General features: G+C 60.8%; 13 protein-coding genes. 5 read left to right on the forward strand and 8 right to left on the reverse strand.

Annotation, left to right across the window (positions count from 1 at the left end):
- Positions 1–23 precede the first annotated feature (23 nt).
- Positions 24–1,898, reverse strand: a complete 1,875-nt coding sequence (locus IHQ71_RS25450) for an MFS transporter (protein ID WP_258159193.1) — start codon at positions 1,896–1,898, stop codon at positions 24–26.
- Between the two features lie 504 nt (positions 1,899–2,402).
- Here IHQ71_RS25450 and IHQ71_RS25455 point away from each other — a divergent pair.
- Together IHQ71_RS25455 and IHQ71_RS25460 are read left to right on the forward strand one after the other, a co-directional pair.
- Entirely contained in the window at positions 2,403–3,425 is a 1,023-nt protein-coding gene (locus tag IHQ71_RS25455; protein WP_258159194.1) for an aspartate-semialdehyde dehydrogenase, read from the forward strand.
- Between the two features lie 156 nt (positions 3,426–3,581).
- A complete protein-coding gene (locus tag IHQ71_RS25460; protein WP_258159195.1) occupies positions 3,582–4,409 on the forward strand; it encodes a lytic transglycosylase domain-containing protein in 828 nt (275 codons plus the stop codon).
- A 333-nt stretch (positions 4,410–4,742) separates the two neighbouring features.
- On the opposite strand, the gene IHQ71_RS25465 is transcribed toward IHQ71_RS25460, so the two are convergent.
- Positions 4,743–5,378, reverse strand: coding sequence for a carbonic anhydrase (locus tag IHQ71_RS25465; protein WP_258159196.1), 636 nt, complete (start codon positions 5,376–5,378; stop codon positions 4,743–4,745).
- An 18-nt stretch (positions 5,379–5,396) separates the two neighbouring features.
- A complete protein-coding gene (gene pdxY / locus IHQ71_RS25470; protein WP_258159197.1) occupies positions 5,397–6,272 on the reverse strand; it encodes a pyridoxal kinase PdxY in 876 nt (291 codons plus the stop codon).
- 144 nt (positions 6,273–6,416) lie between these two features.
- Between pdxY and IHQ71_RS25475 the strand changes: the two genes are divergently transcribed.
- Positions 6,417–7,820, forward strand: coding sequence for an MFS transporter (locus IHQ71_RS25475; RefSeq protein ID WP_374990056.1), 1,404 nt, complete (start codon positions 6,417–6,419; stop codon positions 7,818–7,820).
- A 15-nt stretch (positions 7,821–7,835) separates the two neighbouring features.
- On the opposite strand, the gene IHQ71_RS25480 is transcribed toward IHQ71_RS25475, so the two are convergent.
- The 5 genes from IHQ71_RS25480 to htpX form a co-directional block, all read right to left on the reverse strand.
- A complete protein-coding gene (locus IHQ71_RS25480) occupies positions 7,836–8,420 on the reverse strand; it encodes a hypothetical protein (RefSeq protein ID WP_258159198.1) in 585 nt (194 codons plus the stop codon).
- A gap of 125 nt (positions 8,421–8,545) precedes the next feature.
- On the reverse strand, positions 8,546–10,159 hold the full coding sequence (purH, locus tag IHQ71_RS25485; RefSeq protein ID WP_258159199.1) for a bifunctional phosphoribosylaminoimidazolecarboxamide formyltransferase/IMP cyclohydrolase: 1,614 nt from the start codon (positions 10,157–10,159) through the stop codon (positions 8,546–8,548).
- Positions 10,160–10,250: 91 nt separating this feature from the next.
- Positions 10,251–11,954: a heparinase II/III family protein gene (locus tag IHQ71_RS25490; RefSeq protein ID WP_258159200.1), complete on the reverse strand. Its 1,704-nt coding sequence runs from the start codon at positions 11,952–11,954 to the stop codon at positions 10,251–10,253.
- A gap of 105 nt (positions 11,955–12,059) precedes the next feature.
- Positions 12,060–13,445 (reverse strand): RsmB/NOP family class I SAM-dependent RNA methyltransferase, encoded by a 1,386-nt coding sequence (locus IHQ71_RS25495; protein ID WP_258159201.1) that lies wholly within the window; start codon positions 13,443–13,445, stop codon positions 12,060–12,062.
- The gene (gene htpX, locus IHQ71_RS25500) at positions 13,442–14,479 is read right to left on the reverse strand and encodes a zinc metalloprotease HtpX (RefSeq protein ID WP_258159202.1); all 1,038 of its coding nucleotides are present in this window, start codon (positions 14,477–14,479) and stop codon (positions 13,442–13,444) included. Before htpX ends, IHQ71_RS25495 begins: the two co-directional genes overlap by 4 nt.
- A gap of 104 nt (positions 14,480–14,583) precedes the next feature.
- Between htpX and IHQ71_RS25505 the strand changes: the two genes are divergently transcribed.
- Together IHQ71_RS25505 and IHQ71_RS25510 are read left to right on the forward strand one after the other, a co-directional pair.
- The gene (locus IHQ71_RS25505; RefSeq protein WP_258159203.1) at positions 14,584–14,793 is read left to right on the forward strand and encodes a DUF1674 domain-containing protein; all 210 of its coding nucleotides are present in this window, start codon (positions 14,584–14,586) and stop codon (positions 14,791–14,793) included.
- Positions 14,794–14,925: 132 nt separating this feature from the next.
- Complete coding sequence (locus tag IHQ71_RS25510; protein WP_258159204.1) at positions 14,926–15,297, forward strand: thermonuclease family protein; 372 nt, start codon at positions 14,926–14,928, stop codon at positions 15,295–15,297.
- Positions 15,298–15,301: the final 4 nt, after the last annotated feature.

A 15,301-nucleotide genomic window follows, 5' to 3' on the forward strand; every position in this document is an offset into this window, starting at 1 on the left:
GCAGGTTGCCCGGCTCGCAGGGATCAGTTGGCGTTTAGGTCCTTGCCCTTGGTCTCGGGGAGGAAGAGGACGCCGATAATCAGCGTGATCACGGCAATCACGATCGGATACCAGAGGCCCGCATAGATGTTGCCCTGGGCCGCGCTGATGGCGAAGACCACCGCTGGCAGAAGACCGCCGAACCAGCCGTTGCCGATATGGTATGGTAGCGACATGCCGGTATAGCGGATGCGGGTCGGGAACATCTCGACCAGCAGCGCCGCGATCGGGCCGTAGACCATGGTCACGTAGATTACGAGCACGGTCAGGATCGCGATCACCTGGAACCAGTTGATCTGCGCCGGATCAGCGAAGATCTTGAACTCGCCACCACCCGGCACCTTGTACACCGGCAGTTCGGCCGCACCGTTGAGTTCGGCAGCGGTGGCGATCTTGTCACGGATCATCTTGGCCGCCGGTAGCGTCTCCGGCGGCGTCGCCTTGATCTGTTCCTCGGTGAGGTTCAGTTCAGGATTAGCGGCAACGAAAGCGGCGAGCTTCGGTTCGGCAACCATGGCTGCACCGCGGGTCAGCGGATAGCCGGCGGCCTTGAGGGCGGTGTAGGTCGCCTTCTGGAACTTCGCCGTGTTTGCCTTGGCCTGGTCACCCGAGTTGACGAAGCTCGGGATCACGGCCTCGCCGATCTTGATGTTTGTGACCGTGCCCGCTGGCGCCGGCACGATCTCGTACTCGACCGAGTTCTTCGCGAGGAAGTCCGTCGCCACGTCGCACGAGGTGATGAACTTGCTGGTGCCGGTCATGTTGAACTGGAACGAGCAATCCGCAGGATCGGCCGTCACAGTCGCCTTGATCGACTCCTGCGCATTGTAGAGCGCCGGGTTACCCGCATAGGTCAGAGCCTTGAACAGCGGGAAGTAGGTGAGTGCCGCCAGCAGCAGACCCGCCATGATGATCGGCTTGCGGCCGATCTTGTCGGAGAGCCAGCCGAACACCACGAAGAAGATCGTGCCGATGGCGAGCGAGGTCGCGACCATGATGCTGGCATCGCGGAGATCGATCTTCAGCACGCTCTGCAGGAAGAACAGGGCATAGAATTGACCGGAATACCAGACGACAGCCTGGCCCATGACCGCACCGACAAGCGCGAGCAGGGCGATCTTGGCATTCTTCCACTGGCCGAACGCTTCGGTGAGCGGTGCCTTCGAACCCTTGCCCTCTTCCTTCATCTTTAGGAAGGCGGGCGACTCGGAAAGCTGCATGCGGATCCAGACGGATACGCCGAGCAGAACGGCCGACAGAAGGAACGGGATGCGCCAGCCCCATTCGGCGAAATCGTCCCTGCTCATGGTCGCCTGGACGATCAGGATGACAACCAACGAGAGGAACAGGCCTCCGGTCGCCGTCGTCTGAATCCAGGACGTGTAGTAGCCGCGCTTGTCGTTGGGCGCGTGCTCCGCGACATAGGTGGCCGCACCGCCATATTCGCCGCCGAGCGCCAGGCCCTGCAGCAGGCGCAGCACGATCAGGATGATCGGCGCCGCGATGCCGAGGGTCGCCGATCCGGGCAATAGACCGACAAGAAACGTCGAGGCGCCCATGATCAGGATGGTGACGAGAAAGGTATATTTGCGGCCCACGAGGTCGCCCAGGCGACCGAAGACCAGCGCACCGAACGGGCGCACAAGGAAGCCCGCCGCAAAGGCGAGCAGCACGAAGATCGTGCGGGTGCCTTCTGGATAGGAATTGAAGAAGGCAAAGCCGATGTAAAGGCCCAGCGAACCATAGAGATAGAAATCGTACCATTCGAACACGGTACCGAGCGAGGAAGCGAAGATAACTTTCTTCTCTTCCCGGGTCATGCCCCGTGATTCACCGGCAGTGACGGCGATATCAGCCATTTGGAAAATCCTCCAGTTTGAGCGCCGCCAGTCCCCCTCCTCAAGGTTTCCTCCACGGCATGCTGCTGAATCTGCCAGAATTCGGCCACAAACGGCAGCGCTGCTTTGGGATTATGACTAAGGTATTAGGTGCGGCGCAGCGCTTTCGGCATCTGGCCGCGCAACGTCGCGCGACAAAAGAATCGCGCCCGCGTTCCCAGGGGAACTTGACTTTGGACCGGAAAACCATCATCAAGCCCTTCGAAAAAGGAACCTGTCATGGTCGGCCGCGATAACGCATGCCAAATCATATCAGCGCTGGATGCCCAATCCGGCGAGCGTTCGCTTTTTTCTCCGGCATTCAAAACCCGGGCCACCAAAACGACGACGAAAACCGTCTGACGTTCCTGGCCCGCCGCTCTCTCCCCGGCTCATGGTCGGGAGCGGAACCCGGCGCGGGCTGATGCCGCGCAAGGTTCGAAACTCCAAGCAACCTGCGGAGAGAGAAGAAAGAGACGAAGTAAAATGGGTTTCAAGGTAGCAGTGGCAGGAGCGACCGGCAATGTAGGCCGCGAAATGCTCAACATCCTGTCCGAGCGCGATTTTCCGGTCGATGAAGTGGTGGCGCTGGCATCCAGCCGCTCGCTCAACACCGAGGTTTCCTTCGGCGACAAGACGTTGAAGGTCAAGAACCTCGAGAACTACGATTTCGCCGGCACCGATATCTGCCTCATGTCGGCCGGTGGCGCCGTGTCGCTCAAGTATTCGCCCCAGATCGGCAAGCAGGGCTGCGTGGTCATCGATAACTCGTCGGCCTTCCGCTACGAGCAGGACGTGCCGCTGATCGTGCCCGAGGTCAATCCCGATGCGATCATGGGCTTTTCCAAGCGCAACATCATCGCCAACCCCAACTGCTCGACGGCCCAACTGGTCGTGGCGCTGAAGCCGCTGCATGATTTCGCCAAGATCAAGCGCGTCGTCGTCTCGACATACCAGTCTGTGTCGGGCGCTGGCAAGGAAGGCATGGACGAGTTGTTCCACCAGACCCGCGCGGTCTTCGTGGCCGATCCGGTCGAATCCAAGAAGTTTACCAAGCGCATCGCCTTCAACGTCATTCCGCATATCGATAGCTTCATGGAAGACGGCTATACGAAGGAAGAGTGGAAGGTGCTTGCCGAGACCAAGAAGATCCTCGATCCCGCGATCAAGGTCACATGCACCGCCGTGCGCGTGCCGGTGTTCATCGGTCACGCGGAATCGGTCAATATCGAGTTCGAGCGCGAGATCACCGCCGAGGAAGCCCGCAACATCCTGCGCGACGCGCCGGGTTGCCAGGTCATCGACAAGCATGAGAACGGCGGCTACATCACGCCTTACGAAAGTGCCGGCGAAGATGCGACCTTCATTTCGCGCATCCGCGAGGATGCCACGGTCGAGAACGGCCTGAACATCTGGGTCGTCTCCGACAACCTGCGCAAGGGTGCCGCGCTCAACGCCATCCAGATCGCGGAATTGATGGTCAATCGCGGCCTATTGAAGGCAAAGTGATACAGAAACAAGATTCTGCCAACCTTGATGGAATAAATCCCCCGCGAGAAACGTTGTCTCGCGGGGTTTTGTCTTGAAGAATCCGGATGCGCTGCTATGAGACGGCCAGCGAATCAGCATCCAGACAGAACGCGGACAAGCTGAAGAGGGATTTTCATGTTCATCGCAAAGAATGTATGCGTGTCACTCGCATTGGCCACGGCCATTTGCGCCGGAGGCTCTCAAGCCTGGGCGGCGTCCTGTTCGAAGACGGCGGCCGGCTTCGACGAATGGAAGGGCGAGATCCGAGGCGAAGCGATTTCCGCCGGCGTTAGCGAACGGACCGTCGATAAGGTTCTCGCCAGCGTCTCCTACAGCAAGGCGACCATCCGCGCCGATCGAGGCCAGAAGAGCTTCAAGCTGTCGCTCAATGAATTCCTCCGCAAGCGCGGTGCGACAACCATCGTCTCGCGCGGCAAGAAGATGAAAGCGACGAACGCCAAGCTGTTTGCAGCACTCGAACAGCGCTACGGCGTACCGGCCGGCCCGCTGATCGCCATCTGGGGCATGGAAACCGGCTTCGGCGGCTTCATGGGCAGGGAGCACACGCTCTCGGCCGTGGCGACACTCTCCTTCGATTGCCGCCGGACGGATTATTTCACCGATCAGTTCATGGCTGCCCTGAAGCTCGTCGACGCGGGCAACCTGCAGGTCAACGCGCGCGGCGCGGCGCATGGCGAAATCGGCCAGACGCAGTTCCTGCCGAAGAACGTGCTGAAATTCGGCGTCGATGGCGACGGCAATGGCCGGATCGACATGGTCGGCTCCAAGACCGACGCGCTCGCCTCGACGGCGAACTTCCTGCGCGGCCATGGCTGGAGCGCCGGCGGCGGCTACCAGCCGGGCCAGGCGAACTACGGCGCGATCCAGGGCTGGAACGCAGCCAGCGTTTACCAGCAGGCGATTGCCCTGATGGGTGCGCAGATCGACGGCGAGACGCAGTAAGCCTCGCCCCGCATCATCGTCCAAAGGCGGCTGCGGCCGCCTTTTTTATTGATTGTGCAACTAGAGCGTTTCATTGTTAAATGGAAGCAGTTCTGCCGGAGCAGGTTTTCGTCAGGACCAAGGCGGCGGGCGAGCGTCGTACCCATAGGTACGGCCGAGGCCGGCGCCGCAGGTCATGGCGGAAAGATGCCCGGCCCTTCGGGTTGGCTGAAACGGGCCGGCTGATCGACAGGCCGGCTTGACCGTAGAGCTTTGGCTACGACACGCGCCGGCCGGTCGACCATCCGACTCCGTTTGAGCCACAGAACTGATTCCATTTAACAATGAAGCGCTCTAGGGCCGCTTGAAATCGCCGGTCTTCGGATCCATGACCCAAAGCTCGCCGGTCGAGATATCGAACCAGGCGCCGGACAGCGTGATCCGCTGCTTTTCCTGCAGGATGCGGACACAGGGGAAGGTCAGAAGGTTCTCGATCGAGATGCGGATCGAGATGCGTTCCAATGAACGTTGGCGCTCGGATGCCGTCATCGATTTGTACTGCGTGACCTCTTCGGCGGCCGGCCGCAGCATGCTCATCCACTTGCCGATGAAATCGCCCGGCGACAGCGGTTCGCCGCCCTGGTTGAGGGCTGCATGGATGCCGCCGCAGCGGCCATGGCCCATGACGACGATTTCACGGATCTTGAGCGACTGCACCGCGAATTCGAGCGCTGCCGAGGTGCCGTGATTCTGGCCGTCGGGCGCATAGGGCGGAACAAGATTGGCGACGTTGCGCACCACGAAGAGTTCGCCCGGGCCACAGTCGAAAATGGTCTCGGGCGCCGAGCGTGAATCGCAACAGGCAATGACCATCGTCTTCGGAGTCTGGCCGGTTTCGGCGAGCTGGCGATATCGTCCCGACTCGGCCGAATAGCGGCCTTCCATGAAACTCCGGTAGCCATCGAGCAGATGTTCGGGAAACTGATCCATATTCGCTCCTTGCAATGCCTATTTTTTCTTCGCCCGTGACGGATGCAGCAACTGGCGAAGCTGCACCATGGCCATGGGGTTAAGAAAACTTGAGTAGTCTTCGGAAAGCATCAATTCGTCGGCGCCGCGCTTGACCGAACGGGCAAGAATCTCGAACACCGCCGCCGTTGTCATCTGCAGCGCCCGCTCCTCGCTCTCGCCCTTCAGGAGGCGAGCGAGAAACAGCGCGGATGTCAGGTCGCCCAGCCCGTTCGGCGCGTCGCCGACCATGCGGTGCTCGGCGAGCAGCGCCACCCGATCGGTCAGGAGCAGATTGCCGATGCCGCCAGCCATCATCGGCACCGCCGATGTGACGAGAACCTTGCCCGGCCCCAGCGCCAGTGCCGCCTCGATGATCTGCGCATTGCTGTCGAGGCTTGCCCCAGAGAGCCAGCCGAGCTCGTAGCGATTAGGCGTCGCGATATCGGCAAGCGGAAGCAGTTCGTCGCGAATGGCTTCAGCGATCGCGACAGGCACATAGAGGCCACCTGAATCGCCGATCACCGGATCGCAGGCATAGATGAGACCCGGATTCTTCTCCTTGAGCCGGCGGATCATCCGCGCCACCGGCGCGACCTGTACGGCACTGCCGAAATAGCCGGTGATCACTGCGCGGATATGCCCCGACCAGCGGGAATCCGTCATGTCCTCGATCGCGGCAGCGAACTGCCCGTCCGGCGTCGCGATGCGCGTGGAAGGACCATGTCCGGGGTGCCAGGGCAGGATGACCGTGGGGAGCGACCAGACGGGAAAGCCCATGGTTTCAAGCGCGAACACGACGGCCCGGTTGCCCACCGCGCCGCGCACGACATGGCTGGATATCGCCACGATTTCCGCCGGGCTGCCGCTATCCATTTCGATCCACTCCCTGATATCAGTTTCAATTGCCGCAGTGCAACAGATTGTCAATCAAATTCGTGGTCGGATGCCGGAAGCCGCTTGTCTTGATAACGTCGCCGCAAAGTGCAACTCTGACACCTGGAGCCGAAATGCGGGGAAATTCAAGTGGCTGACGGAACCTCTCAACCGGAACGCGCCGTACCGAAACGCGCGATTTTCGGATGGATGATGTTCGACTGGGCCGCCCAGCCGTTCTTCACCGTCGTCATCACCTTCGTCTTCGGCCCCTATTTCGCTGCCCGCATGGCGGCTGATCCTACGGCCGGCCAGCTCGCCTGGAGCAATGTTGGAATTGTTTCCGGCATTGCCATCGCGGTGTTGTCTCCCATTCTCGGCTCGATCGCCGACGAGACTGGAAACCGCAAGCACTGGATCGGCTTCTTCGCCGCGATCAAGATCGTATCGCTGCTGTTGCTCTGGTATGCTGTACCCGGCAGTTCACTGCTCGCCATCGGCCTTCTCATCGTGCTCGCCTCCATCGCTGCGGAGTTCTCGATCGTCTTCAACGATTCCATGATGACACGGCTGGTCGATAGCAAGAGTGTCGGCAAGATCTCCAACATTGCCTGGGGCCTCGGCTATGCAGGCGGATTGATCGCGCTCTTCTCCGTTCTGTTGCTCCTGGCTGGGAGCCCAACGACTGGAAAAACGATCATAGGTATTACGCCGCTCTTCGGGCTTGATCCAGCCCAGGGCGAGGACGCGCGTATCACCGGGCCGCTCGCGGCGATCTGGTACTTCATCTTCATCCTGCCGATGTTCTTCTTCACGCCGGACAGTTCGAAGCACGTTTCCCTTGGCGGCGCTGTCGGCCGGGGCCTGACTGAACTCGGCGTAACCCTCAAGGACCTTCTACGGCGTACCGGGCTCCTGAAGTTCCTGATCGCCCGAATGATCTTCCAGGATGGCATCAACGGCCTGCTGTTCCTCGGCGGCGCATTTGCCGCCGGCATGTTCGGCTGGCAGACAACGGAAATCGGCCTGTTCGGCATCATGCTGGCCTTCGTCGCCATCTTCAGCTGCCTTATCGCCGGTTATCTCGATGCCCGCCTGGGATCCAAGGCAATCATCATGATCTGCCTGATCCTGCTGATCATCGCCACGACAGGCATCATTTCGACCGGTCCGGGATTCACCCTGTTCGGCCTTGCACAACTGTCGAGCGACGACAGCGGCGGACTGTTCGGCACGATGGCGGAAAAGGTCTACATCCTCTACGGCCTGCTGATTGGCATTGCTTTCGGACCGGTTCAGGCCTCCTCGCGATCCTATCTCGCCAGGAGCGTCAGCGTCGAGGAAGCCGGCCGCTATTTTGGCATCTACGCGCTCTCCGGCCGGGCGACATCCTTCCTCGCGAACGTGATCAACAGCCTGCTGATCTTGCTGACGGCATCGGCCCGCGTCGGCATGGCGTCGCTGATCGCCTTCTTCGCGATCGGGCTGCTGATACTGATTTTCACACCTTATCCGGCGAACAAGCAACAGGCTGACGCAAAACGGTGATTGGAAAGTTGCGTTTCAGCCGCATTTGACCCTGCTCCTGCTATCAGCGGAACAGAGGGCCGCAGGTTGTTTCTGCTTGATCAGATACTGGTAGACCGGCTTCAGCATCACGTCGAGTGACGTCGTGTTCTTTCTGTCGCCGACTTTGGCCGTGGCAATCTCGATAACAATATCGGTTATTATCGTCTGCTTCTTCTTTTGTCGCTTGTACCATGAACCGTGCAGCGTCGAAACGTATATCGATTTATCCTCTTGAATCTTCGCCTTCACACCGAACCGTTTGCGCGCAATTTTCGTCACCTCCCTGAAGGCAAGATTCTTGCTAAGGACACCACAATGTCCGTAACCCATCGAATACACGGCATAGTCCGACGTTTTTGTCGCAACGACCCAAAGCTCCATGCGTATGCCGAATTTCGCCAGCGCCTCATCTTTTGAAAGTTTTTGAGCACCGTTTACACCCAGCAGCGTTTTCATCGGCCCAGGCTGGACCGCCGTTGCCATACAATACTTTCTCGCTATGGCGTATGCCTCAGCCTCCCTTTCCCCCGCCATGACACAGAATGGAATAAGGAACATGAGAAAGGCAATTAATTTCATGTCGTCCCCCGCAACAACCTTATGCTGGGAACATGCCCGAGTTTGGTTTGCTTGTCGAGGTGACCGCAATCAGGGCGTGCTGCCTCAATGACGCTTTCCAGAGGGCCTTCGGCGCTCTGTCGGACTCAGTGCCGGAAATGGCGGAAGCCGGTGAAGACCATCGCCACATTGTGCGCATTGGCCGCATCGATCACTTCCTGATCACGCATCGAACCACCGGGCTGGATGACGGCCGTTGCACCGGCGGAGATCATCGACAGCAGACCGTCGGCGAATGGCAGGAAGGCTTCGGAGGCGGCAGCCGAGCCCTTGGTCATCGGTTCGGCCCAACCATTGGCCTTCGCGGCCTCTTCAGCCTTGATGCCGGCGATCCGGGCCGAATCGACGCGGCTCATCTGGCCGGCGCCGATGCCGGCGGTCTGGCCGTCCCTGGCATAGACAACGGCATTCGATTTCACGTGCTTGGCAACCTTGAAGGCGAACTTCATGTCCTCGAGTTCCTGGGCGGACGGCGCGCGCGATGTCACAACTTTGAGATCGAGGTCCTCGACCATGGCATTGTCGCGGGTCTGGACCAAGAAGCCACCGGAGACCGTCTTGGCCGTGAGGCCCGGCGTGCGCGGATCGGGAAGGCCACCGGCCACCAGCAGCCGGAGGTTCGGCTTGGCCGCGATGATCGCCTTGGCCTCGTCGCTGACCTTGGGCGCGATGATCACCTCGGTGAAAAGCTTGACGATCTCGCTCGCGGTTGCCGCATCAAGCAATGAATTCAAGGCGATAATGCCGCCGAAAGCGGAGGTGGAGTCGCAGGCGAGCGCCTTGAGATAGGCATCCTTCAAGTTGGCTGCCGTCGCCACGCCGCAAGGATTGGCATGCTTGATGATTGCGCAGGCGGGACCGTTAGCCGGCGAAAATTCCGCCACCAATTCAAAGGCGGCGTCCGTGTCGTTGATATTGTTGTAGGAAAGCTGCTTGCCCTGCAGCAGCGTCGCATTGGCAACGCCCGGGCGCCTGTCGCCGGTCACATAGAACGCCGCCTTCTGGTGCGGGTTCTCGCCATAGCGCATTTCCTCGCGCAACACGCCGCCAATCGTACGGTGCCGCGGCGTATCGATCTTGAGGTCCTCGGCCAGCCAGTTCGAGATCGCCGCATCATAGGCCGCCGTGCGGGCAAACGCCTTCTGCGCCATCTTCTGGCGGAAGCCATAAGCAACCGTGCCGTCCGCCTTGAGCTGGTCCAACAGTTCGGGATAGTCGGCCGGATCGGTGAGGATGGTCACATATGCATGGTTTTTCGCCGAGGCGCGGATCATCGCCGGCCCGCCGATATCAATATTCTCGACGCTCTGGGCGTAGTTCTCATCACGCGCGCGGACTTCCTCGAACGGATAGAGATTGATCACGGCGAGATCGATACCCTCGATGCCATGTGCCCTCATCGCCTCGACATGTTCGGCATCGTCGCGAATGGCGAGCAAACCGCCATGGACATTGGGATGCAACGTCTTCACACGGCCATCCATGATCTCGGGAAAGCCCGTGATATCAGCGACATCGACGACCGCTATACCCTCGGCGCTCAGCGCCTTGAACGTACCGCCGGTGGAGAGAATCCTGACCCCAAGGCCCGCCAGTTCACGCGCCAGATCGGCAATACCCGATTTGTCGCTGACCGAAATCAACGCTGTCCTGATCTTGACCTTGACGGGGGCGGGAATGTTCTTGGATTGCACGGCCATGGGGCGCTCCGTCGGCGGGAGAAGGGGTTGCCGGTCGCCTATCATAGCCCGGCAGCCGAGAAAACCGGATTCGGCCTGCTCAAAGGATTTTTCAGTTGCTGCCGGCGCTGGCGATGCGGCTCAGCACCCATTGGATCTCCAGCGACTCGCCCGGCTCGAAATTCAGCTCCAGCTGCTGCGACGCCCTTATGCCGCTCGGATCAGCGAAGAACACGTCTTCCTCGACCCGTATCGCCGCATCGAGCGTCGAGAGCGCCCAGGTCTCGCCATCGGGCGCGACGAGGCGCACTTCGTGCTCATCGACCTCGCGGATTTCGATCTGCGGGTGAATATGAAAGCGCGCCACCGCCCGCGTCTCGGTGCTGACCGGCGGATCCGAACCATCTTCCAGCGCCAGCCGGTCGTTGCCGCGGATCTGGCTGCCCGCTGCATTGATCTGCAACGTGCGCTCGTGGATCAGGCCGAAAGGCTCCGCATAGCCGTCATGGCTGACGATCAGCCCGTCGCCGCCGTCGTCGCCGATCTCCTGTCGTTCCAGCTTGATCCTGGTGACGCCATCGGAAAATACGGGGCCCGCCATGCCGGATTTAGAGATGCGGGAGGAGCTTGTGTCGTTGACCGTCACCGTCGAATGCGCCGCTGTCGCGCGGGCCAGCTGGCGGTAGGTCTCGCCGGCAAAGCGCGGCGCGCCGGAATTGATGACGAACCGGTGCTTGCCGGACGACATTTCGAACGACAGGCAGCCGGCATGGGCGGTACGCGACATGGAGGTCGAGATCGGCACGCCGGTATCGACGATGATGACCGTGTCGCCCGCCGCAAGCCGCTGGTAATGCATATGCGGCAGCGCCCGGAACGGCTTGCCCGCCGTCTCGTCATAGCGCAGCACCGACATCAGTTCATGGGCAAGCGTCGTGGTGGCGCCGTTGAACAGTGCCAGTTCGCCGCCCTGATGGCGGAAAAACCTGAGCGCGGGATACATGCGGTCGATCGCCGGCATCAGCCGCGCCGGCAGGTCGTGGCCGAGATTGACATAGGTCTGGCGCAGCGGCAGCAGGTCAAACAACAGTTCAAGCCCGGTGCGCGGATTGCGCGATATATGGCCACCATCGCCGAGAATCTGCCGTTCCAGCTCGCGATCGAGATCCCTGGATGCCCGCTTGAGCCTTCCTGCCGAGGCAGGGAGCGAGACGGTGGCAACCGCCAGCGCGATGCGGATCCTGAGCCTGATCTCGCCATCCGGCGTATTGCGCGCCGTCAGTTCGAGGTAGCGGATCTGCATTGCCAGGCTCCTGAGGAACCGGCGATAGAAATTCACGTCGGCGTTCTTCAGCACCACGGTCGAATGCGAGAGCCAGGCCACGATTCTCTGCGCCGTAACATCAGCATCCCAAGCAAGACCGGTGATCCGCTTGCCGTGCAGCGCGATCCATTCGTCGGTCAACTGGCGTGCGGTGGCGTAATGAGTATCGGATTTTGTCGCCCTGATATGCCTGAGCCACGAGAAGCTATGAAGCCGGCTGGCAAATTCCTTTGAGGGCAACTCGATCGAGAACGGCGAATATCCGTGCGTATCAAGCGCGCGGCCGGCAAGGGGAAAGCGTCCCTCCGCAATCTCTTCCGCGATAAACGGATCGGCCGCTCGCAGGTCGGTCGGCGCGACGACGAGGCTCTTCGGCGTACGCCGTAGTGCGGGCATCATGGTGACGCGGAATGCAGCGAAGCCGCGAGAGAACCGCCGCCGCGTTTCCCCCATATAGTGCGACAGATATCTGCGACGCCCGGATACGCTCATGACGCGATTACTTATGTGTTTCAGCTTTACGTAAAATTAAAATTACGGCCCGGTCAACCGACAGGTGCCCCATATTGATGCAGGTCTTCTAGGGAAATGCGCGATTCAGTGCGACTTGCGGCGCAATACGGACGCAAAAAATCCATCCATGCCACCCAGCATCACCGGCGTGGTGCGGAAGTCCCCGGCGTCATCGATGGCTTCTTCCAGTCCCGGCCAGTCTTCTCGCCGGATCGGCACACGCTCGGCGTCCGGAACCTCTGCAAGGAAGGCCGCAACCAGTTCCTCGCCTTCAAGCGGATCGAGCGAGCAGTTGGAAAAGACCAGGGTTCCGCCCGGCTTGACGAGGCCGAATGCGCTGCGCAGCAGGCGCGCCTGGACCGAAGCGAGCTTTTCCACATCGGCCATGTCCTTGGTCCAGTAGACATCGGGATGGCGGCGGATCGTGCCGGTCGATGAGCATGGAGCATCGAGCAGCACAGCGTCGAACAGTTCGGCGGGTTTCAAATCCTCGAGCTTGGCCTGCTGGAATTCGGCCTCGTAACCCAGCCGCGCGAGGTTGCCCTTGAGGCGTTTCATCCGGTTGGCCGATTGCTCGACCGCCGTGACATTGCCACCCTTCAAAATAAGCTGGGCCGTCTTGCCGCCGGGTGCCGCGCAGAGATCGGCGACACGCTTGCCTCTGAGGTCACCCATCAGACGGGCCGGAATCGATGCGGCAGCGTCCTGTACCCACCAAGCGCCCTCGTCGAAACCGGGGAGCGCCGTGACCGAGCCATCAAACGCATCGAGCCTCACCGTGCCGGTCGGCAGAACGCTGCCGCCGAGCTTCACGGCCCAACCGGCAGGATCGTTTTTAACTGTGACATCGACAGGGGCCGGCGAGCGGCAGGCTTTGCCGATCGCATCGGCCGTCTCGTTGCCGTAGACCTCGGAGAGGCGCGCATGGAACCAAGCCGGAAACACCGGCACATCCCTGCTGACAAAGAATAGCAGGTTGTCGTCCTTCTCGCGGCCAAGCCTCCGCAACAAGGCATTCACCAGATTGGCGAATCGCGACGAGCGTGGATCAAGCCGCGCCTGCTCGACCGCGATATCAACGGCGGAGTGATCGGGAACATCGAGGAACAGGATCTGCGCGGCGGCGACCGACAGTATGTGACGCAGGTTGCGCGCTCCATCGGGCAGGGGCTTATCGAGGAAGCCGTCGAAGATCGCGTCGATCCAGGTCAGATGCCTCAGGCAGGAATTCATGATCGCCTTGACCAGCGCCCGGTCGGCCGGCGACAGCGCCCGATAGGCCGGATTGCCATGGTCGTCATCCAGCATTCCGTCGAGCGAAGTCTTCTGGTCGATGACGGCCGAGAGAATCTTGACGGCAGCCGCGCGCGGCTGAAAGCCCGGCTTGTCCGAAAGCGGGCTGTGCTCACGCTTGGGTTTTACATGAGCGGATGGCTTGCGCGGCGCGCTACGCCTCGGGTCATAATTCAAGAATAGGGTCCTTCGGGCGGTTTGCGGTCGCCCCGGCCCCAGGTGATGTTGGGAACCGAGCTCGAACGCGGCTTTGGCTCCGCTTTAACAGGCTCGACCGGCTCGGTCGAGGGCCCCCACGGGCCCTGGCGCGTTTCGCCATCCGGCTGCTGTGCGTCGTGCGCCTGCGGCGGCTCACGTGGCGTCTGCCGCATGGCGTGAGCGAATTTCTCCAGCTCCGCCACGCGGTTGTCCGTAGCCGGATGCGTCGAGAAGAGATTGTCCATTCGCTCGCCGGACAGCGGGTTGATGATGAACATATGCGCGGTGGCCGGATTGCGCTCGGCATCGGCATTGGGAATGCGGTGCGCGGCGGCTTCGATCTTCTTGAGCGCCGCGGCGAGCCACAGCGGATTGCCACAAATTTCGGCCCCACGCCGGTCAGCGGCATATTCACGGCTACGGCTGATCGCCATCTGCACCAGCATGGCGGCGAAGGGCGCGACGATCATCGCGACGATGACGCCGATAAAACCGAACGGCCTGTCGTTATCGCGCGAGCCGCCCATGAAGAAGGCGAAATTACCGAGCATCGAGATCGCACCGGCAATCGTCGCCGTGATCGTCATGGTCAGCGTGTCGCGGTTTTCGATATGGGCGAGTTCATGCGCCATCACGCCCGAGATTTCCTCAGGCGTCAGCCGTTGCAGTAGGCCGGTCGAGGCGGCGACGGCGGCATTTTCCGGATTGCGGCCGGTGGCAAACGCGTTCGGCTGGTCGGAATTGATCAGATAGACCTTCGGCATCGGCAGCCCGGCCTTGCCGCTCAGATCGCGGATCATCTCGAAGAATTCCGGTGCGTTGTGCGCATCGATCTGCTGCGCATCATAGGCGCGCAGCACCATGTCGCCGGAACTCCACCACGAAAACACGTTCATGGCCGCCGCAATGAGCAGTGCGATCAGCATGCCGCCCTGTCCACCGATCAGGTAGCCGACGCCCATGAAGAGTGCGGTGAGGAAGGCGAGAAGCATTGCCGTGCGAACGAAATTCATCCTTTTCTCCGATATCCCGGGGCAGATACGCCATTGCGGGCCGTGACACTTGTCCTATAGAATGGGATTGGGGCGCTTTGAGTTCAATATTCACGGTTTAGGCGATGACTGGCAAGATACCCGAAGCGGCAAATGATTCGACCCCGCAGCCAAAAAAATTGAGCCCCGCGGCCCGGCGTGCGCTTGACGAGGCGGAGGAGCGCCGCAAGGCGCAGGCGCAATCCGACATGCCGCCGGAAGTCGGCGGACGCGGTGGTGCCGATCCCGCACGCTTCGGTGATTGGGAAGTAAACGGCCGCGCTATCGATTTCTAGTTGTATGAATATTTTCCGGTTGCGAAACGCAATATTCCGGAATATATTCCTTTTATGATTTTGCACCGCGTCCTCACAGCTTTGCCCATATTGCTGCTTGTCGCAGCACCGACGCTTGCGCGCGAAAATTCCGTGCGAAACGTGGTCAAGGGTCCGGTCGAGGCCGAACTCATCTCGGTCATCGACGGCGATACGCTTCTCGTCAATGCCAGACCCTGGCCACAGCATTCGATCGCGGTCCTGGTCCGTATCCGCGGCATCGATGCGCCGGAGATGAAATCGAAATGCAAGGGCGCACGCCGCGCCGCTGAGCGGGCAAAACAAGCCTTGTCACATCTGGCGACCGGCAGAATCCGACTAACCAATATCTCCGGCGACAAATATTTCGGCCGTATCGTCGCCGATGTGACGGCGGAAGGTGACACCGACATCGGTGCCGCCATGATCGGCAGCGGCCTCGCCCACATCTATGACGGTGGGCGGAAGGTGCGGGAGAGTTGCTGATTGA

Source organism: Rhizobium sp. TH2 (genome assembly GCF_024707525.1).
Classification (GTDB): domain Bacteria; phylum Pseudomonadota; class Alphaproteobacteria; order Rhizobiales; family Rhizobiaceae; genus Rhizobium_E.

Coding starts and splice junctions, on each gene's coding strand:
- IHQ71_RS25450 (WP_258159193.1), bottom strand. CDS start 1,898: ATGGCTGATATCGCCGTCACTGCCGGTGAATCACGGGGCATGACCCGG.
- IHQ71_RS25455 (WP_258159194.1), top strand. CDS start 2,403: ATGGGTTTCAAGGTAGCAGTGGCAGGAGCGACCGGCAATGTAGGCCGC.
- IHQ71_RS25460 (WP_258159195.1), top strand. CDS start 3,582: ATGTTCATCGCAAAGAATGTATGCGTGTCACTCGCATTGGCCACGGCC.
- IHQ71_RS25465 (WP_258159196.1), bottom strand. CDS start 5,378: ATGGATCAGTTTCCCGAACATCTGCTCGATGGCTACCGGAGTTTCATG.
- pdxY (WP_258159197.1), bottom strand. CDS start 6,272: ATGGATAGCGGCAGCCCGGCGGAAATCGTGGCGATATCCAGCCATGTC.
- IHQ71_RS25480 (WP_258159198.1), bottom strand. CDS start 8,420: ATGAAATTAATTGCCTTTCTCATGTTCCTTATTCCATTCTGTGTCATG.
- purH (WP_258159199.1), bottom strand. CDS start 10,159: ATGGCCGTGCAATCCAAGAACATTCCCGCCCCCGTCAAGGTCAAGATC.
- IHQ71_RS25490 (WP_258159200.1), bottom strand. CDS start 11,954: ATGAGCGTATCCGGGCGTCGCAGATATCTGTCGCACTATATGGGGGAA.
- htpX (WP_258159202.1), bottom strand. CDS start 14,479: ATGAATTTCGTTCGCACGGCAATGCTTCTCGCCTTCCTCACCGCACTC.
- IHQ71_RS25505 (WP_258159203.1), top strand. CDS start 14,584: ATGACTGGCAAGATACCCGAAGCGGCAAATGATTCGACCCCGCAGCCA.